The sequence below is a fragment of the Bacteroides caecimuris genome (assembly GCF_001688725.2).
GTDB lineage: Bacteria > Bacteroidota > Bacteroidia > Bacteroidales > Bacteroidaceae > Bacteroides > Bacteroides caecimuris.
Genome location: NZ_CP015401.2, coordinates 1,811,221 through 1,830,353, shown reverse-complemented (window position 1 = coordinate 1,830,353; position 19,133 = coordinate 1,811,221). Strand labels below are relative to the sequence as shown.

Genomic DNA, 19,133 nt, shown 5'->3' with positions numbered 1-19,133 from the left:
CCGGTAGGACGGATTTTAATTTCAACCGAAATTAGCAAGTTGTGTGCTGCGGCACTCGCTTCGCTTTCCGTGCCACACCACCACCTTGCCCCGCTGGTGCAAAATCCGCCGGAGTTGGATTTTCCTTATGCGGGGAGAGCCGTAAGCATACGGCAGTTTTCAACCCATGTTTCACTTAAAATTTGATAGGACTATGGATAGTCAGAAGAAGTATTCCAACAACCACGGGCGAAAGCCCAAGACCGACAAGATGCGCCACCGCTACGTGTTCCGTCTAAGTGACGGGGACAACGCCCGTTTCCTTGCCCTTTTCGATGAATCCGGCAAGGCAACCCGTGCCGAATTTATCGTTTCCGCACTCTTCGGCAGGGAGATAAAGGTCGTCAAACTGGATAAGGGCACGCAGGATTTCTACATGCGCCTGACCTCTTTTCATTCCCAGTTCCGCAGCATCGGCGTGAACTACAACCAATGCGTGCGTGCGCTCAAATCCAATTTCTCGGAGAAGAAGGCACTCGCTTTCCTCTACAAATTGGAACAGCACACCCTCGAACTGGTGGAACTTAGCAAACAGATTTCCGCACTGGCGGAAGAGTTTCAAACCAGATACCCCGTCAGATGATAGCCAAGATTTCACACGGCGGCAGCCTGTACGGGGTGCTTGCCTACAACCAAATCAAGGTGGACGAACTTCATGCGGACGTGCTTTTCGGCAACCGGATTATCGAACCGCCGGGCGACAATCCTTATACGATAGAGCATATTTCCCGTTCGTTCGTGGACTACCTGACCGCCAACCGCAAGACCGAGAAACCCATCCTGCACATCTCGCTCAATCCCGATCCGAAAGATTGCGTGACCGAGGAACAGTTCATAAAATTGGCGGAGCAGTATATGCAGCGCATGGGCTTCGGCGACCAGCCCTATATCGTTTACCGCCACAACGACATCGGGCGGGAACACCTGCATATCGTTTCCGTCCGTGTGGACGAAACCGGGCGGGCGATTTCCGACAGCTACGAACACGAGCGTTCGATGAAGGTCTGCCGGGAATTGGAACAGCAGTTCGACCTTACCCCGGCTACCAAAAAGGAGTGGAAGGAAGGGTTGCCCTTGTCGCCCGTCGATTACGAGGGCGGCAACCTCAAAGGGCAGTTGGCGGGAGTGATCCGACCGATAGCCCGTGAGTGGCGTTTCGGGACATTGGGCGAATACCGTGCGGTACTTTCACTTTACGGCATAACGGTGGATGAAGTCAAAGGGGAATATGGCGGACGGGAGTATCACGGCTTGTCCTATTCGGCGACGGACAAGGACGGCAACAAGGTCGGCAAACCCTTCAAGTCTTCCGTCTTTGGTAAAGAAGTGGGCATTGCCGCACTGGAAAAGCGTATGCTCTCTTCCGCCGCATGGATGAAGAGCCACAAGGACATTGCCACCGATACCGCCGCCCGCATAGCATCCGCCATGCAGACCGCAGGGCGTGACCGGACACTTTTCGAGCGTGAACTCATGCGGCAGGGTATCGGCGTGGTATTCCGCACCAACGATGCGGGGCGCATCTATGGGGCGACCTTCATCAACCATGCCGACAAGACCGTTTTCAACGGTTCCCGTCTGGGTAAGGAGTTTTCCGCCAATGTATTCAACGACCTTTTCGCCGGACAGGACGGTATTCACCCGCCGCAGCAATCCGCCGGAGTGGAACGTCCCGCACAGCAGCAAGGGCATACAGGCGCATCCGAATGGAACGGGCATGATACCGAATACCAGCCCGACCACAAGGACAACACCGCCCAAAACGTGGCGGACGCTTTCAGCCTGTTTGCACCCGTACAGGGCGGCGCATCCGGCGACCAGCCCGCACCGCAGCAGCGGAAAAAGAAGAAAAGGCGCAGGTACGGCAGGCAGCAGTAACCTTCCACAGTATTTACAATTTTAAAAGTATATCAATATGCAAAACGAAGATGATTTGCGTGGACTTGCCAAAGTAATGGAGTTCATGCGTGCTATCAGCATTTTATTTGTAGTAATCAATATTTATTGGTTCTGTTTCCAATCTATTCAGGAGTGGGGCATCAATATCGGCGTGGTCGATAGAATCCTGCTCGGTTTCCAGCGCACCGCCGGGCTGTTTTCCAGTATCTTTTGGACGAAGCTCTTTGCCGTGCTGTTCCTCGCCCTTTCCTGTTTGGGGACAAAGGGCGTGAAGGAGCAGAAAATCACTTGGCGCAAGATAATCCTTTGCGGCGTGACGGGCTTGTTATTGTTCTTTTTCAACTGGTGGCTCTTGGCACTCCCTTTGCCCTTGTCGGCAAACACGGTGTTCTACATCGCCACCCTCACAGCCGGATATATCTTTCTACTCATGGCAGGACTATGGATGTCCCGCCTGCTCAAAACCAACCTACTCGAAGATATGTTCAATCTGGAGAACGAATCCTTTATGCAGGAAACTGAATTGAAGGAGAACGAGTATTCCGTCAATCTCCGCACCCGCTTCTGGTTCAGGGGAAAGACGTATGACGGATGGATTAACCTTGTTAATATTTTTCGTGCGACAATGGTATTGGGAACTCCGGGCAGCGGAAAATCCTATGCGATTATCAATCAATACATTAAACAGGTTATCGAAAAAGGATTTTCCGTCTTTTTGTATGATTTCAAATATCCCGACCTCTCCGAGATTGCTTACAACCATCTGATTAACAATCTGGACGGGTACAAGGTCAAACCGAAATTCTACGTGATAAATTTCGATGATCCGGCGGGTAGCCACCGTTGTAACCCCATTCACCCGGACTTTATGACGGACATATCCGATGCTTACGAAAGTGCTTACACGATTATGCTCAACCTCAATCGGACTTGGATCAGCAAGCAGGGCGACTTCTTTGTTGAATCACCTATTATTCTGTTAGCCAGTATCATATGGTATTTGAAAATCTACAAGAACGGCAAGTATTGCACCTTCCCCCATGCGATAGAATTTCTGAACCGGAAGTACGCCGATATTTTCCCCATCCTGACAAGTTACCCCGAACTGGAGAACTATCTTTCCCCGTTCATGGACGCTTGGGAAAGTTCGGCGGTGGAGCAGTTGCAGGGGCAGATAGCCAGTGCCAAAATCCCGCTTTCCCGCATGATTTCCCCGGCTCTCTATTGGGTAATGACAGCCGATGATTTCACGCTCGACATCAACAATCCCGAAGAACCGAAAGTGCTTGTAGTAGGTAACAATCCCGACAGGCAGGGCATATACGGCGCAGCGTTGGGACTGTATAACTCCCGCATTGTCAAGCTGATAAACAAGAAGAAACGGCTCAAATCCGCCGTTATCATTGACGAGTTACCCACCATCTACATGCGTGGGCTGGATAACCTGATTGCCACCGCCCGAAGTAACAAGGTAGCCGTCATGCTCGGCTTTCAGGATTTCAGCCAGTTAAAAAGGGATTACGGCGACAAGGAGAGTGCCGTTATCTGCAATACAGTTGGCAATGTCTTTGCTGGTCAGGTAGTTGCCGAAACTGCCAAAACGTTAAGTGAACGCTTCGGCAAGGTCTTGCAGAAACGGCAGAATATGACCATCAACCGCAACGAGACTTCCGTTTCCATCAATACCCAGATGGATAGCCTTATTCCGGCTTCCAAAATCAGCAACTTAACGCAGGGTATGTTTGTCGGTGCAGTCGCCGATAACTTCGACGAGCGCATCGAGCAGAAGATTTTCCATGCCGAGATTGTCGTGGATAACGAGCAGGTCAAACGGGAAACCGCCCGTTACGTGAAGATACCGCAGATTATCGACTTCACCGACAAGGACGGCAACGACACCATGCAGCAACAGATTGATGCGAACTACTACCGCATCAAGAACGAGGTCAAGCAGATTGTCGCCGACGAAATCGAGCGTATCAAGGCTGATCCCGAACTCTCGCACTTGATTAAGAACGTATGATAAATGAAAAACGGATATTCCGGCCAGACACATGGCTGGCGGAATATCCGTTTCTATAATCTTGCAAATTTATATTTATCAACTATTTCTCACCGCACAATGGCAACAACGCATTAGCCTGCAAGCATCCCAATTCACTACTTCTATGCCAGTCCTCACAAGCCCCGTTCTTATCGCCCGACTGGTTACGTGCCAGCCCACGACCATAGTACAACTTTCCGTCACTCGGAAAAGCCTTTATTCCTTCGCCGTATGCTTCCGCAGCTTCCTTAAACCGTTTCAGGTCATACAGCGCACGCCCCAGATTATTATACAAATCCGCATCGGGAGAGCAGTTTTTTATCGCCAACCGATAAGTAGCGATTTCTCCCTCGTAATCTCCCATTTTATATTTTAGTACACCAAGATTGATATAGCTACCAATATGATCTGGTTTGATTTTAAGTGTTTTGTTATAATCTGCAAGTGCACCTTCGAAATCTCCCATATCTGATTTTAAATTGCCTCGATTGTAATATGCAATAGCATAATTGGGATTAATTTCAATTGCTTTGTCATAATCTGCAATTGCCCCAATATTATTATCTAAATCGGCTTTAGCCTTTCCTCTGTTGGTATATGCAAGAGGATAATTAGGATTAATTTCAATTGCTTTATCATAATCCGCAATCGCTCCAGTGTTGTTATTTAGTGTGGCTTTTGCCACTCCTCTGTTGGTATATGCAATAGCATAATTAGGATTAATTTCAATAGCTTTGTCATAATCTGCAATTGCCCCAGTGTTGTTATTTAGTGCGGCTTTTACAGTTCCTCTGCCTGAATATGCAATAGCATAATTAGGATTAATTTCAATCGCCTTATCATAATCTATAATTGCCTCTATATTATTACCTAAATCAGCTTTAGCCTTTCCTCTATTGGAATAAGCAAGAGCAAAATCAGGCTTAATTTCAATCGCCTTATTATAATCTGTAATCGCTCCAGTATGATCTCCTAATGCCGCTTTTACAGTTCCTCGATTAGAATACGCAAAGGCATAATCCGGATTAATCTCAATTGCTTTGTTGTAATCTGTAATCGCATCCTCATTTTTTCCCAAATCTGCATTTTGATTTCCCCGTTTATAATAGGCAACAGCGTAATTTGAATCAATCTCAATAACTTTGTTATATTCCGCAATTGCCCCTAATTTATCGCCATTCTCGGATTTTACACGTCCGCTTTCCATATAAGTATGTACTAATGAATCCACCGAATAGGGCATAACAGTATCATTTTGCAAAGAATCTGTTCCTTGTTTTACCTGCTTATTTCCATTCGCTTGTCCGTAACTTGGCAGACATACAGCCAGTAATATGTAAACTATCCACTTATCCATACGATTATTTGTTACTCAACTGCCAAACTTGTTTATTTTCTCGAAGTAATTTCTGTGCCCCCTCATGTTCTTGCCGTGCAGCAAGCCGAAGCCACCGGAAAGCCTCTTCATCGTTTTGCTCGACACCTTTACCGTCTTTATAACAACACCCCATCAAATATTGGGCATCATCATTTCCTTGTTCAGCCGCTTTGCGAAGCCATTTAACGGCTTCTGTATAATCAACATCAAGACCACACAAACCCTTATAATAACATACCCCCAAATTTCTTTGCCCCATATCATATCCACCCTCTGCTGCAAGACGATACCACTTGATAGCCAACGAATCATTTTGTTCAACGCCATCACCCAGTGCATAGCACCTTCCTATATGATTCTGTGCCTTTCCTTCCCCATGTTCTGCATCATACAAATACGATTCGAACTGTGTGGCAAATTCAGGTTTCTTCGGTTTTTTCGCCTCTTCCGCTTCCCGTTCACGCATCCTTTGTTCATATTGGGCTTGACTGTTATAATACAGTCCGGCATGGTTGCCTGAAATCATATAACCGTTCTCCTCATTTCCCCGTGCTGCATTCAGGTGCATCAACATCAAAGGGAATACAGGCATACACATAAGAACTACAAAAAAGAAGGTATGTAGATGATTGTATGTAAAAATAGCGAGCAAGACAATATGCAGCAGAGCCATGCCCATAAGTGTGAAGACATATAACAAGTCACCTAACCCGCTACCGAAATGAACATTCAAACCTTCAACACCATCGCAAATTACTATCGTAAAAAATAGTTCATAAGCCCACATCAGTAAATTTAGAACTATCCACAACCGTTGTTTCCAACCAAGTTTCAGATTATTATTAGTAGTTGTATTCGTGAATAAATTAAGTATGATAACCAGAAGGCAAATAAAACAGACTGGTGATAGTAAGGCAACTAATCCCATGATAAAAAGAATTTAGTGATTGAAAATATTATTAATTTCACATATTACTATCAGGTGACAACCAACCTTTTTCTTCTAAAATAGAACGGTCACAGTCAGAAGTGCCCGGATTATCGGAAAAATCAATTTCTGTATGATCCTTATAATAATCTACTGTAGGAAGAGCTTTGAAAATAAAGTTAAGTTCTTTAGCTGATAAATTATTTCCATCAATCCGTAGTTTTTTCAACTTCTTATTTTTACTCAAATCAAGTTTGGTTAATTTACATCGGCATATTAATTCCTTTAGTTCTGTATTGTTGGTAAGATCAATTTCTTTTAATAACCCGCCACAACTAAGAAATTCCAAATTCTTATTTGCGCTTACATCCAGTGATAAATTATCATTATCAAAGCAAACCAGTTCTTCAAGCAGCAGATTATGGCTTACATCTATGTTTATCAATTTGTTTTTAGTACAAAACAATACCTGAAGATTTTTATTCCGACTTACATCAAGGGATTTCAACTGATTTTCTGAACAGTCCAGTTCTTCCAAACCGTGATTGCGTGTCACATCGAGTTCAGATAACCGGCATTCACGGCACAACACATGACGCAAAGATTTATTTTTGCTAATATCAAGTTGTAACACATCCTCGGCAAACACAACAAGCGTTTTCTTTCTCCCTTGCTTCCGAAGATAATTCCTATAAGACAAGTTGTTAGTGGCTGATGCGAATAGTAAATTCCCAACTGCACCGATAATAGTTACCGTTCGTTCTTCGTCCGTTGAAAATTCGTATTTTATAGAGTCTCCGGCAGCAAATCCTTTCCCTATAATTTCTTCTGTTCGGCTCCCGTCTGAAACAATAAATTCAAATCCCGGTGTAGCCATAAGATAAAGAGAACTTTTTATTTTGAATGTGATGGTGTCTGCAACTGTATTAGCGGTCTTGTCTTTATCGCTCAACTGGTTACAAGCCTGTTCAAGACCATAATATAAATCATGATCTTTTGGATAAGCGGATATTCCTTCGTCATATACTTTTAATGCTTCCTCGTACTGTTTCTGTTCATACAATGCACGTCCAAGTCTGTCGTATAATGCCGCATTGGGAGTACCATATATGAAAGACTGACGATAATCGGCTATCTCGCCTTTATAATCGCCCATTTCATGTTTAACCGCAGCACGCACGAGGTAAAAAATTGCATTAGGACGAATTTCAATCGCCTTTGAATAATCGGAAAGTGCGCCTTCGTAATCACCTGTAACATATTTAATAGTTCCCCGATTAAGGTATGCGAGAGTATGTGCAGGATCAATCGTAAGGGCTTTGTCAAAATCTGCAACAGCTCCTTCCATCTCACCTAATCTACTCTTAGCTGCTCCACGATAACAATAAACAAAAGCATCATCAGGATCAAGACTAATAACCTTGTCATAATCCACAATCGCCCCTTTATAATCACCAGACTCTCCTTTGGAAATTCCCCGGTTGGTATAGGCAGCCATATAATTGGGATTAAATTCAATGGCTTTACTATAATCTTCAATCGCTCCCTTATAATCTTCGGAATAAAAATTTTCAGTTCCTTTTTTATAATAGGCAGCGGCAGAGTCAGAAACAGTCTCGGAAGAATAAACTATATGCGGTTTTATTAACAGAGTCCATACAATACTGTCGGTAACTCCATCTTTAGAAGTACTGTTCTGTTTACTTCTGTTTGTCTGTCCGTAACTCATAAAAGAGAATACGAAGAGCAATATGACAATGGCTAACTTTTCCATACGCTTATTATTTTATAGTACTAAATATCAAATTTTACTGCATCTTATCTATCATTCAATTCTAAAAGATACAGGCAACTTTACTTTGCATCGTACCGTTCTTTCAGCCGTATCAAACTCCAATTTTGTTCTGGTAGGTTTCCAACGCTTCGGCAAGTTCTTTATACACTCAATAGCAGCTTCATCTATTTCATCGTTTACACTATTCTGGATTCTAAAGTCCGACATTGTACCGTCTTTCTCCACAACGAAAGAAACCATGATTCGACCTTGTACCCCCATCTGTCGGGCTGTTGGTGGATAACGTTTTTGTACTTCTTTTTTCAGAAATTGCTCGATGGCTTCCTCACCACCCGGATATTGAGGATATTCCGGGCTGTACGTCGGAAATTCATAAACAGCATTCTCGTCATAAGGCGAAACAATAGGAAATCCCTTACCTACAACTTTGAATAGGATTGAATCATTATTGCACCATTTCGACCAGCCATAAAATGGCGATGTCAGTTTATCCGTATTTGACCTTATGTAATCCAGCCTTATCCAATCATCCTTTATCTCTCCGGCTATGCAGATATATCCATTCTCATAATCACAGCTATAAGTTAGATTACCGTCCGGCTTGTCGTACAACATGAAAGGATACAAACTAATAAGTTCATTTCCTACCAAGCTATCCGCACAAAATACCGGATCATTGGAGTTTGCCACTTCTCCATCGGAAGAAGTCCCTCGTTTGGCACTGGAACAAGTCGCCATAGCTATACATATTAATAGGGTTATTACTGTTTTCATTCCTCAATATTTCAAGTTGAACAATCCCGTTTCCATTCTTCGCCAAAGATACCCCGCCGCCCCTCAATTCCCTTTTCGTTTCCCGTCCGTTCTTTTTCGATAATCGTCCGCAAAAGGATATTTAACGGCTTCATTTGTCCTTTTGCCCAAATATAAAACAAAATCTCGAAAAAATACAGTGATTACTGTATTTTATTTCCCTGATGCCTGATAAAAGACTTCCCCCTTTGTCTTATATCACTTTGCACCCCGAATTTCCCCCGTTCTCCCGCCATCCGCCACGACAAACCTGCGAACCGGACGACAAGTAGCGACACCCCACCGTAAACTTGCTAATTATCAACACATTCCCCTATATATTTACGTCCGGTTTCCACTGAAACCGTTAGTATTCACCATTAAAAATTTAAGTTTATGGACGAAAGACCGGACAACAGCGAACAACTGATGGATATTCTTCTTGTCATGGATCAGGAGAAAAAGACCATCCAAGCCGTCAGCGGAGTAAAGGACGGAGAGTTACAAACCAAGAACCCGTTAGAGGACAACAACGACCTGCTACGGGTAGATCGCCACGGCGATATGTTCTCCAACTTCTTTTCCAATCTTTGGAACCAGTTGAAAGATCCCACCCGTTTCCATTTCTTCCGTGTGCCGGAAGAAGATGTGCAACGGGTAGCGGCAGATTTCCAGCAGACCGTGCAGACCCCCACGCCCGAAGGACAGGCACGCATGGCACAGTACGAGGTACAACATCCCGCACAGGCACAACAACAGGGCGAGCAACAGGCGCAGCCTGCCGCCGGGCAGCAACAACAGCAGCCGACAGAAGCACCGCAGCAAGAGCAGGCGCAGCAACAGCCGCAGTACAAGTACGATGTGGAAAAGATAGATTGGAACTCGCTCGCCAATCTCGGCATCAAACGTGAACAGATCGAACAGAACGGTATGCTCGACCAGATGCTACGGGGCTTCCAGACCGACAAGACCGTCCGGGTATATTTCAATCTCGATTCGATCTCCCATGCCAACGACAGCCAGCTTTCCTTGCGTGAAGCCCCCGACGGTAGGGTAGTCGTTTGCAGCCACGGTATTCTCGATCCGTCAAAGTTGCAGCAACAATTCTTCGGGCATACCTTCACGAAGGAAGATAGCGACGCTATCAAGACCGCCGGGAACATGGGGCGCATTGTCGAACTCACCAACCGGGCGGGCGAGAAAGTCCCGTCCCTCGTCAGCCGTAACCAGAAAACGAATGAACTCGCATCCTTCCCGGCTGACAAGGTGCGCATCCCGGCGGAAAAGAACGGGCATACCTTCACCCCTGACGAGGTGGCACGGCTGAAAAAGGGCGAAGCCGTGGTATGTAAATTCCAGACCAAAGCCAAAGAAGGGCAGAAGCCCAAAACCTACGAAGCCCCCGTCCAGTTCAACGCCGCCAAGATGCAACTTGAATTGTTGTTCAACGACCGGGCTAAACTGGCGATGGACGCACACAAGGAGTTGCAGAAACAGACCGCCAACCAAGAAGTCCCCAAAACTTTCCGCAAACAGGAACTCACCGAAAAGTCGCAAACGGAACTTGCGGGCGGCGGCACGGTCAAAGTTTCCGGTTTGAAAGACAAGAACGGCAAACCCTATCAGGGGTACATCACATGGCAGCCCGGACAGAAATACCCCGCCTTCATGTTCCCCAAGGATTACAAGACCGCACTCGAAGAGGGACGTGTCAAACCCGCCGTCGAGAACGAGGTGCAGGTAGCCGTCAATTCCGAGGGCAAGACCAACGAAGCCACCAAGAGCCTGAAAGAAGCCTTGCAGTCCGCGCAAACCCGTCCCACCGGAGAGCAGAAGGAGCAGCAAGACCGCAAGCAGGAACAGAAAGAGGGCAAGAAAGAAGATAAGAAACAGGAACAGCAACAGGACAAGCCCAAACCCCGGCAGCGCAAAAGTCCCCGCCTCTGATACCCGTCTTATCTGGTAAGATGATCACAAGTAACTATCCGAGGTGTCCCGTCCCCAAGTGACGGGACACTTTTTGTCAAACCATTAAAAACTAAAGAAATATGATTACAGCAATTATCGCAGAGAAGTTATCACAAGTTATGATAACTTTTCTTATCATAAGTAAATTATTATCCAAAGCTCTTATTTTTTGTTAGTCTGTATATCAGCTAATTAAATACATTACTTTATATTACAGCTTTGGATAATAATCATCTTCATTTAGATAGATTCCTTAGCCATATCTTAAGTTCTTGGTCTTTTTCCCATGAACGTTCTGTTATATCGTTTGGTATCATATTAACATAAGCTGATTCCAAAGCCTCTCTTTTTTGTTTAGAATCAGCCCGAGCATATATTTCAGTAGTTTGTATAGATACATGTCCTAAAATATCACGAATATAGACCAAATTTACACCAGCTTGTAACAAGTGCATAGCTTTACTGTGCCGTAAAGTATGCGGGCTTATTTTTTCCGGTATAAGTTCCGGATTTTGTATTCGGGCGTGATTAATATAATTGTTCAAGATATAAGATATGCCAGAGTTTGTCAGCTTTCTGCCACAACTGTTAAAGAAAAGAGGTCTTTGATTAAAACCGGACAGGTCTAAACGATTTTCTTCCATATAACTGCGTAGTAAATTCACTTGTTCGTCTTGTAAAGGGACAATTCTTTTTTTGCGTCCTTTACCAAATAAGGTGACATGACAAGGCTTTTCCAATTTCAAAGATGCGGGTGTCAAGTCTATTAATTCTTGTACTCTGGCTCCACTATCATAGAGTAGGGATATCAAAGCTAAATCCCGCCGTCCTTTTTTCGTGTTGATTGGTATTTGTGCCAATAAAAGCCTAATACCATCTATGCTGAGATAATTGACACTTCTTTTTTCATGTGTTTTTACCTTGATGGATAATATCTCTTGCCATTGTTCCAGATGCTTTACATCCTCATATTGCATATACGTACAAAAAGAACGTAATGCCGCCAATCTTTGATTTCTTGTCGCGTTACTCGATTTTTTCGTGTCTTGTAACCAATCAAGGAAGTTTAAAACCATTTTTCTGGTAATATGTTCCAATCTAAGATTATCAGCCTTTATGTTTACCTGTTCGTCCAGAAAGTTTAACAGCAAGCTAAATGATTCGCTGTATGACCGTATGGTATTAGGGCTTACGCCCTTTTCTCCGATAAGGTACTCTGTGAAAAAGGACGTTAAATGCTTTGCAGAATCTGTTGTTCTCATAAGCCTATATGTTTGAATCTGTTATTACGTTCATTTCAGGATATACAAACCGTGTTATGGTAGTTTGTTTCAATAGAATATCGGGAAACATGTCTTGTGTCAGGCGCACGTAGGTTTCAGTCCCTTTCAACGTCTTATGCCCCAAGAAGACCGACAAAAGGGGAAGCGCACAATATATGTCCATTCCTTCTTGCACCATCTTTGCAAGGGAATGGACGGCAAAAGTATGTCTGAGACTATGTATGCAGGCTCCTCCGGAACGGTTGCTCGAACAGGGTATATTGCATTTTTCCAACACTTTCTTAAAACCGCCCAAGACAGTGCAAGAAGATAACGGTCGTCCTGATGGAGATATTAACAGGAACTTGTCCGGGGCATCAACATCTGGCAAGGGCATCTTATTGCGATATTCCAAATACTGTTGTAGAACCTTGGACAGGGAGCCACTTAAAGGAATAAGCCTTTCCATCTTGTTCTTTGTCTTCCGAACAATGATGCAATTCCTTCTCAAATCAACATCCCGATTCCTAATGGATATGGCTTCTCCGATTCTAATCCCTGTAGCATATAAGATTCTATATAAAGTAGGTAATGCAAAAAGATTACAATATATATTATGACTATACATCCTTTGCTTGTCACAGGTTTCAAATATATCCTGTATCTGTCCACGAGTAAACACATAAGGAGTAAAATCCGAATATTCCTTCTTTGGTAACTTGGGTATATAGCATTCTTTTCCTATGTGGCATAAGTATAGGCAAAACTGCCGGAACATGGACACCTTGTCATAGAGGGTTTTCTTTTTGTCATGTATGCGGGTGCACTTCCATGCATCAATCATGCTTTTAGTTATGAACACATCCCTGATGTTGCTATTAACGAAGAACTTGTCAAACTCCAAGAGCATCCACTTTATCCGTCCAATGTCGGAAACTTGACTCTCTTTCATCGCAAGAAAATCCTTAAAATAAGGAGCGAACACGCTTTGATATATGAATTGTTCAGACATAGAACAAACCTCCTTTCTGTGTGTAGAAATCGGATGGGACATCCGGAACTTCAAGGACACATTTCATCAAACCATCAATGTCTATCCGAAGATAGCCCATTGTCGTTTGCGTAGTTTTGTGTCCCAATGTTTCAGAAATGACGGGCAGTGATACGCCATTACGCAATAGCTGGCTGGCTAAAGTATGTCTCATTGCGTGAGGGCCTTTTTTTCTATCCCTTGTATCTATTCTTGAATGGCAGATAATCTTTCTGACCGACAAAGAAACTACCGCCCCATTCACAGGATTATATGGGGCTAAAGAGGATAGGAATATCTGTTTGGAAGAAGAACTTGGTCTGCCATATTTTACATAATTTATAATAGCTTCCCCCACATCCTTTAATAGCGGCAATTCTATTTCACGCTTAGTCTTGTACTGTATCAGGCGGATAATGTTTCTATCCCAATCTAAATTACTGAATTGTAATCCAGCAATATCGGAGGAACGTAGTCCTAACCGTGTCGCTAATAGGAGCATGGCGTAATCTCGTTTTCCTACAGGAGTGGATTGATTTACCGAAGATTCTATTTGCAAGACTTCTTCACAAGTGTATGTTGACGGTAGTTTTTCTTTTACAACATAACGGTTTCTTCCTATCACATAATCAATATTCTTATTGATAAGCTTTTGTTCGTACAGGTAACGACAAAATACACGCATCGTTGCCAATACTCTTTGTTTACTGTTTTGGCTGGAAGATATAAAAGTTAGCACATCATCCTCACCTATATCTGAGATACGGAATACATTCCTCAAAGACAAATGCCTGAGAAAATAGCTAAATACATGTTCGTAGCCATCTATCGTTTTAGGAGATAGTCTTTGTTCTTCCAAGAGATGAAGGTATTTTGTCATAATGCCTCCTATTTCTCCTGAGAATTTGCGTATAACGTATCTCACAACTGGTTTTTGGATAGTTCTATCCGTAAGATAATTAACGAATAGCAGCAATCGATAATTGGTTCCATGTATCAACCGCGTTTTTTCTTGTGGCATAGTCTTTAAAAACAAATTGATGGATTCTACATTACAGTCTTGTATGTAGTTTATATCCATGTAAACGATAAAAAGACGACAGGTCTTTTTATACTGTCGGATAGTCGATTCTGAATATCCGGCTTTACGCAACGCTTCTAAAAAATCCGAAACTTTGGATTCAAAATGATTTTTATTGTCCATAATACTATATTTGGAGGGAGCAACATTACTCTCTCCACAATATAGCATATTATTATCAGAACATTATTATCACGAGTTTGATTGATTATCTGTCAGTTATTTGATGTATTAGCCTATAGCTTTGGATAACAATTTACTTGTGATAAGAGAAACCTTCCGTAGCGAAGGACATAGCAAACGTGTTGAATGTTCGCCAGCGTCACGATGGCTACCTCTCAGGCAACGACTACCTCGTCACCTGGGCGTTCGGCCATCTCGTCCAGCTTGCCATGCCCGATGCTTACGGGTTTACGGGCTTCCGCCGTGAAAACCTTCCCATCATCCCGCAGGAGTTCAAGTTCATACCCCGCCAGATACGGGAAGGAAAAGAGTACAAATCCGATCCCGGCGTACTCAAACAACTAAAGGTCATTGACGAAGTTTTCGCCCAGTCCAACCGGATCATCGTGGCAACCGATGCGGGTCGTGAAGGCGAAGGAATCTTTCGCTATATTTACAACTACCTCGGTTGCCGCAAGCCTTTCGTCCGCTTGTGGATTTCCTCACTGACCGACCGTGCCATCCGTGACGGGCTGGATAAGCTCAAACCCGGCAGCGATTATGATAACCTCTACCGTGCCGCCGAAGCCCGTGCCATCGCCGACTATCTGGTCGGCATCAACAGCACGCAAGCACTTTCCATCGCCGCCGGACAAGGAATCTTCTCGCTCGGACGGGTGCAGACACCCACCTTGATGATGATCTGCTCCCGGTATCTGGAGAACAAGGATTTCACCCCGCAGACCTATTACCAGCTAAAGGTCACAGCGGAAAAGGACGGCACGCCCTTCTCCGCCATCTCCGAACACAAGTACGAAACCCTTCCGGCAGCAACGACCGCCCTTAGTGCCGTTACCGCCACGGGTACGGTCATGGTTGCCGATGTGCAGCGCAAGGAAGTGAACCAAGAACCGCCGCTGCTCTACGACCTTACTTCGTTGCAGAAGGAAGCCAACAGCAAGCTCGGCTTTTCAGCCGACAAAACCCTTTCCATAGCGCAGTCGCTTTACGAGAAAAAGGTACTTAGCTACCCCCGTACCGGCTCCCGTTTTATCTCCGACGATGTTTTCGACGAAATCCCGTCCCGCATCGCCCTTTTGGAGCAATACCCCGCTTTCTCTGCCTGTGCCGCCACCCTGAAAGGGACGGCACTCAACCGCCGCAGCGTGGATGCCGGGAAAGTCACCGATCACCATGCCCTGATTATCACCGAATGTCTGCCCGGCAAACTCCCGGAGGACGAGCGCAAGGTGTACGATATGGTTGCCGCCCGCCTGCTTGAATCCTTCTCCGCCCGTTGCGTAAAGGACGTTACAACCGTTCGTTTCACCGCAGCGGGTAGCGACTTTACCACCAAAGGGACGGTTATCAAGTCCGCCGGATGGCGTGCCGTTCGTGGCGAGAAGGACGAAGAGGAAGAATCCGCCGCCCTTCCGCCTTTGCAGCCCGGTGAAACCTTCCCCCTGCAATCGGCGGAGAACATGGAGAAACAGACCAAGCCCCGCCCACTGCACACCGAGAGCAGCCTGCTTTCGGCTATGGAGAGCTGCGGCAAGGAGTTGCAGGAAACCGAACTGCGGGACAGCCTGAAAGACATCGGTATCGGCACGCCCGCCACCCGTGCGTCCATTATCGAAACCCTGTTTTCCCGTGACTACGTGCGCCGTGACAAGAAGAACCTTGTCCCGACCGAGAAAGGTCTGGCGGTGTACCATACCGTAAAGGGCAAACGCATTGCCGATGTCGAAATGACCGGGCAATGGGAAACCGCCCTTGCCCGCATCGAGATGGGCGGGATGGACGCAGCCACGTTCCGCAAGGGAATCGAGGTCTATACCGCCCAGATTACCGAAGAGCTTTTGCAGGTGCAGGTATCGGTGGCGGACGGGGAACGCATCCCTTGCCCCAAATGCCAGTCCGGGCGCATCCTCTTCTATCCGAAAGTCGCCAAGTGCAGCAACGTCGATTGTGGCGTTACCATCTTCCGCAACAAGGGCGGAAAGGAACTTACCGACAAACAGATTACCGACCTTGTAACCAAAGGCAAAACGTCCCTTATCAAAGGCTTTCAGAACAAGGATGGCAAAACCTTCGATGCACACGTTACCTTCGACAAGGACTTCCGCACCGTGTACGAGTTCCCGCCCCGCACGGACAAGGCAAAAGGAAAGGGCGGCAGACGATGAACGGCTGGTTATCCGTGGAAGAAGCCGCCCGTATCTGTGGAACGGACGTGCAGCGCATCACCCTCTGGATGAACGGCAACCACATCGCTTTTGCCCGTTTCGATACCGTTCTGATGATTGACAGCGCATCCCTTTTCGCCCTTTTCGAGCGTAACCGGGTAGATACCATCTATGACGATATGCAGCCGGAGAAGGGACGGGGCAGACCGGGCAAGCACCGCAGGCTGTTAGACACCCCGCTGGATGATTTCGGCTTGTCGCAGCGCATCGTCAGGGCTTGCCGTGAACTAAGCCTGTTCACGGTCGAACACCTGCTTATCCACCTTCGCCGCTATCGTTTCTCCCGTCTGCACTGTGTCCGCAATTTCGGCAGCCAGTCAACAACCGAAATTCTTTTGCGGCTACGCAAGGACGGGCTGATAGACGACGGCGGCAGCCAGGATTTTAAGGTATTACACCCTTAATCCCATAATAATTAGTACCTTTGCCAATCGGTCACTCCGAAAGGGCGGCTTTGCCTTTTCAGAGTGACCGGATGGCAGACGTTCAGGGCAGCAATACCCCGAACGCCTTTAATCAACTTTCAATAATAGTATGATATGAATTTTGAACAATTAGCAACCATCATAACCGACACGCACCAGCAGCTACAACAGAGTGCGGTCAAAGCCGTAAACCAATGCCAGACTGTGCGTAACTGGTTAATGGGATTTTATATCGTGGAGTTCGAGCAGAACGGGGAAGACCGTGCTGTGTATGGCGATTTGTTATTAAAGAATTTAGAAAAACGAATAGATCAGCAAGGGTTAAATGTCACCTTGTTTCAATGGGCAAGAAAATTCTATCTTACTTACCCGACTTTTGCAAGGCTGATAGATAATTTATTCCATCAGATTTATGCGACAATGTCGCATAAATCTTTGCAGAATGATGGGGAACAAATTTATGCGACACTGTCGCATAAATTACAATATTCTGATAAAGAAGATGATAACAACAAAATATCAGCAGAGAAATTAATCTCTTCTATATCATTTTCTCACTTTATCGAACTGATGAAAATAGACAATCCGGTCAAGCGCATGTATTACGAAATGCTAACCATCCAGACCGGGCTTTCCGTCCGTGAACTAAGACGGCAAATCGGAGCATTGAGTTACGAGCGTGTCGGCTTGTCCGGTGATATGGAATATGCGCTTACCGCTATTAGGCAGAAAATACATCCGCAAACCGTAACCGATGTTGTCAAAGATGATTATTTCTTTGAGTTTCTGAACATACCGCAACAACGGGCTTTACTTCTTAAAGAGAATGAACTCGAAACCCGGTTGCTCGACCATTTGCGTGACTTCATTATTGAATTAGGGAATGGTTTTTGTTTCGAGGCAAGACAAAAGCGCATCCTTATCGGTGACGAGTATTTTTTTATTGATATGGTCTTTTACCATCGTATTCTTAAAGCTCATATTTTGCTGGAAGTCAAAATTTCTCCATTCGCCCACGCCCATGTATCGCAGCTTTATTCATACCTGAACTACTACAAAGCCGAAGTCATGGAACCGGACGATAACCCGCCGATAGGTATTTTATTGGTAACGGACAAGAACGATGCACTGGTACAATATACCACTGCCGGACTGGACGAGCAGATATTTGTTTCCAAATACAAGCTCCAACTACCGACCGAGCAGCAACTCAAAGATTTAATCTTAAAGACCATCCACCAGTAATGAAGAGAGTAAATGCGCAACCGCTTGTTGCGCATTTGTCTTTTCCCAATTTGGCAACCATCCGTTGCCAAATTACGAAACTGCCAGTTTCGTAATTACACCCTTCCGTACACCGTTCGTACCTTCTCACCATCCAGCACCTTGCAAGACCGTACCACCCATGCCGCACCGTCCCCCGTAATATGCCGCAAAGCCTTTTCTTCACCCCCTGCAACTTTCGGCAGCGTAACTACCACGATTTCATCCGCCAGCCCGCTATTGAGCAGCACAGCCGCAATTCTTTCGCCATAGGCGACCATCACCCCGTCACCCGCAGCTTTCATTCGTGAGAGTTCCGCCACGGCATCCCCCGTGATGAACTGCACCCCTTCTTTTTCCGTTAGGTTACAATCGGCTTGCGCCACTACAAAAGTTTCTTTCTCCGCCAGCGGCCAGCCGAGGTGATTCATAAATACATCCAGATAAGTTTCTTCATCCAAGAGCAGGCAATCGGCTTTCAGAATAGCATCGTCCACCTGCTTGTCGGCACGGGCGGCGCATCCGTCAATGGTTTGGTACACATACAAAGTAATCTGTTTCATAACACTTTTCTTTTTATCGGTTATGCCCGCCAACTGCCATAAAAAAACAGCGTGAATTACGCTATTCCGGTACGAGGTACTGGCATACCTAAGAAACGAAACAGGCAAGACACGCTGTATGTGCATACAACATGTGCATTGCGCCGTAATCCCGTTTCTTAGTGAAAAGTGCCAGTTTTCGTACCGAGACGTTCAGCGAACGTACAATCTATATAATCAAAACCCGCTTGCGTTCAAGCCGGGCAATGAACTTTCATA

Annotated in this window: 14 protein-coding genes and 1 pseudogene; 7 read left to right on the top strand and 8 right to left on the bottom strand. The window is 45.4% G+C overall.

Features of this window, described 5'->3' with window-relative positions; translation table 11 throughout:
* The first annotated feature begins 193 nt into the window (after positions 1 to 193).
* The 3 genes from mobA to mobC are packed head-to-tail and all read left to right on the top strand — an operon-like array spanning position 194 to position 3,961.
* Complete coding sequence (gene mobA / locus A4V03_RS07695; RefSeq protein ID WP_171029027.1) at positions 194 to 622, top strand: conjugal transfer protein MobA; 429 nt, start codon at positions 194 to 196, stop codon at positions 620 to 622.
* Entirely contained in the window at positions 619 to 1,917 is a 1,299-nt protein-coding gene (gene mobB / locus A4V03_RS07690; RefSeq protein ID WP_065538506.1) for a conjugal transfer protein MobB, read from the top strand. Before mobA ends, mobB begins: the two co-directional genes overlap by 4 nt.
* 37 nt (positions 1,918 to 1,954) lie before the next feature.
* Positions 1,955 to 3,961, top strand: a complete 2,007-nt coding sequence (gene mobC, locus A4V03_RS07685) for a conjugal transfer protein MobC (RefSeq protein ID WP_065538505.1) — start codon at positions 1,955 to 1,957, stop codon at positions 3,959 to 3,961.
* Between the two features lie 82 nt (positions 3,962 to 4,043).
* Here the strand turns inward: mobC and A4V03_RS07680 are convergent, their stop codons facing one another.
* The 4 genes from A4V03_RS07680 to A4V03_RS07665 are packed head-to-tail and all read right to left on the bottom strand — an operon-like array spanning position 4,044 to position 8,857.
* Positions 4,044 to 5,339: a tetratricopeptide repeat protein gene (locus A4V03_RS07680; RefSeq protein WP_065538504.1), complete on the bottom strand. Its 1,296-nt coding sequence runs from the start codon at positions 5,337 to 5,339 to the stop codon at positions 4,044 to 4,046.
* A 4-nt stretch (positions 5,340 to 5,343) separates the two neighbouring features.
* Positions 5,344 to 6,288, bottom strand: a complete 945-nt coding sequence (locus tag A4V03_RS07675; protein WP_084081127.1) for a tetratricopeptide repeat protein — start codon at positions 6,286 to 6,288, stop codon at positions 5,344 to 5,346.
* A gap of 37 nt (positions 6,289 to 6,325) precedes the next feature.
* The gene (locus A4V03_RS07670; RefSeq protein ID WP_065538502.1) at positions 6,326 to 8,062 is read right to left on the bottom strand and encodes a tetratricopeptide repeat protein; all 1,737 of its coding nucleotides are present in this window, start codon (positions 8,060 to 8,062) and stop codon (positions 6,326 to 6,328) included.
* Positions 8,063 to 8,113: 51 nt separating this feature from the next.
* The gene (locus tag A4V03_RS07665; RefSeq protein ID WP_084081126.1) at positions 8,114 to 8,857 is read right to left on the bottom strand and encodes an energy transducer TonB; all 744 of its coding nucleotides are present in this window, start codon (positions 8,855 to 8,857) and stop codon (positions 8,114 to 8,116) included.
* A gap of 414 nt (positions 8,858 to 9,271) precedes the next feature.
* Here A4V03_RS07665 and A4V03_RS07660 point away from each other — a divergent pair, with 414 nt between their 5' ends.
* Positions 9,272 to 10,822, top strand: a complete 1,551-nt coding sequence (locus A4V03_RS07660) for a DUF4099 domain-containing protein (RefSeq protein WP_065538500.1) — start codon at positions 9,272 to 9,274, stop codon at positions 10,820 to 10,822.
* Between the two features lie 257 nt (positions 10,823 to 11,079).
* Here the strand turns inward: A4V03_RS07660 and A4V03_RS07655 are convergent, their stop codons facing one another.
* Genes A4V03_RS07655 through A4V03_RS07645 form a run of 3 tightly spaced genes read right to left on the bottom strand, consistent with a single transcriptional unit; the run spans position 11,080 to position 14,339 of the window.
* Positions 11,080 to 12,105 (bottom strand): site-specific integrase, encoded by a 1,026-nt coding sequence (locus A4V03_RS07655; RefSeq protein ID WP_065538215.1) that lies wholly within the window; start codon positions 12,103 to 12,105, stop codon positions 11,080 to 11,082.
* Positions 12,106 to 12,109: 4 nt separating this feature from the next.
* The gene (locus A4V03_RS07650; RefSeq protein ID WP_065538214.1) at positions 12,110 to 13,117 is read right to left on the bottom strand and encodes a tyrosine-type recombinase/integrase; all 1,008 of its coding nucleotides are present in this window, start codon (positions 13,115 to 13,117) and stop codon (positions 12,110 to 12,112) included.
* Positions 13,110 to 14,339, bottom strand: a complete 1,230-nt coding sequence (locus tag A4V03_RS07645; protein ID WP_065538213.1) for a site-specific integrase — start codon at positions 14,337 to 14,339, stop codon at positions 13,110 to 13,112. The genes A4V03_RS07650 and A4V03_RS07645 overlap by 8 nt, the downstream gene beginning before the upstream one ends.
* 146 nt (positions 14,340 to 14,485) lie before the next feature.
* Between A4V03_RS07645 and A4V03_RS07640 the strand changes: the two are divergent.
* The 3 genes and pseudogenes from A4V03_RS07640 to A4V03_RS07630 all read left to right on the top strand — a co-directional run.
* Positions 14,486 to 16,564, top strand: a pseudogene (locus A4V03_RS07640) (type IA DNA topoisomerase); the annotation flags it as partial.
* Complete coding sequence (locus A4V03_RS07635; protein ID WP_065538498.1) at positions 16,561 to 17,028, top strand: helix-turn-helix domain-containing protein; 468 nt, start codon at positions 16,561 to 16,563, stop codon at positions 17,026 to 17,028. The pseudogene A4V03_RS07640 and the gene A4V03_RS07635, both read left to right, overlap by 4 nt.
* A gap of 135 nt (positions 17,029 to 17,163) precedes the next feature.
* Positions 17,164 to 18,294: a PDDEXK nuclease domain-containing protein gene (locus tag A4V03_RS07630; RefSeq protein ID WP_065538497.1), complete on the top strand. Its 1,131-nt coding sequence runs from the start codon at positions 17,164 to 17,166 to the stop codon at positions 18,292 to 18,294.
* A 95-nt stretch (positions 18,295 to 18,389) separates the two neighbouring features.
* Here the strand turns inward: A4V03_RS07630 and A4V03_RS07625 are convergent, their stop codons facing one another.
* Positions 18,390 to 18,875, bottom strand: a complete 486-nt coding sequence (locus tag A4V03_RS07625) for a dihydrofolate reductase family protein (protein WP_065540341.1) — start codon at positions 18,873 to 18,875, stop codon at positions 18,390 to 18,392.
* Between the last annotated feature and the right edge of the window lie 258 nt (positions 18,876 to 19,133).

Excerpts from the sequence above, each read along its gene's own strand:
- A4V03_RS07650 (WP_065538214.1), bottom strand. The coding sequence starts at position 13,117 with ATGTCTGAACAATTCATATATCAAAGCGTGTTCGCTCCTTATTTTAAG.
- A4V03_RS07630 (WP_065538497.1), top strand. The coding sequence starts at position 17,164 with ATGAATTTTGAACAATTAGCAACCATCATAACCGACACGCACCAGCAG.
- A4V03_RS07655 (WP_065538215.1), bottom strand. The coding sequence starts at position 12,105 with ATGAGAACAACAGATTCTGCAAAGCATTTAACGTCCTTTTTCACAGAG.
- A4V03_RS07675 (WP_084081127.1), bottom strand. The coding sequence starts at position 6,288 with ATGGGATTAGTTGCCTTACTATCACCAGTCTGTTTTATTTGCCTTCTG.
- A4V03_RS07635 (WP_065538498.1), top strand. The coding sequence starts at position 16,561 with ATGAACGGCTGGTTATCCGTGGAAGAAGCCGCCCGTATCTGTGGAACG.
- mobA (WP_171029027.1), top strand. The coding sequence starts at position 194 with ATGGATAGTCAGAAGAAGTATTCCAACAACCACGGGCGAAAGCCCAAG.
- A4V03_RS07670 (WP_065538502.1), bottom strand. The coding sequence starts at position 8,062 with ATGGAAAAGTTAGCCATTGTCATATTGCTCTTCGTATTCTCTTTTATG.
- mobB (WP_065538506.1), top strand. The coding sequence starts at position 619 with ATGATAGCCAAGATTTCACACGGCGGCAGCCTGTACGGGGTGCTTGCC.
- A4V03_RS07625 (WP_065540341.1), bottom strand. The coding sequence starts at position 18,875 with ATGAAACAGATTACTTTGTATGTGTACCAAACCATTGACGGATGCGCC.
- A4V03_RS07645 (WP_065538213.1), bottom strand. The coding sequence starts at position 14,339 with ATGGACAATAAAAATCATTTTGAATCCAAAGTTTCGGATTTTTTAGAA.
- mobC (WP_065538505.1), top strand. The coding sequence starts at position 1,955 with ATGCAAAACGAAGATGATTTGCGTGGACTTGCCAAAGTAATGGAGTTC.
- A4V03_RS07660 (WP_065538500.1), top strand. The coding sequence starts at position 9,272 with ATGGACGAAAGACCGGACAACAGCGAACAACTGATGGATATTCTTCTT.
- A4V03_RS07680 (WP_065538504.1), bottom strand. The coding sequence starts at position 5,339 with ATGGATAAGTGGATAGTTTACATATTACTGGCTGTATGTCTGCCAAGT.
- A4V03_RS07665 (WP_084081126.1), bottom strand. The coding sequence starts at position 8,857 with ATGAAAACAGTAATAACCCTATTAATATGTATAGCTATGGCGACTTGT.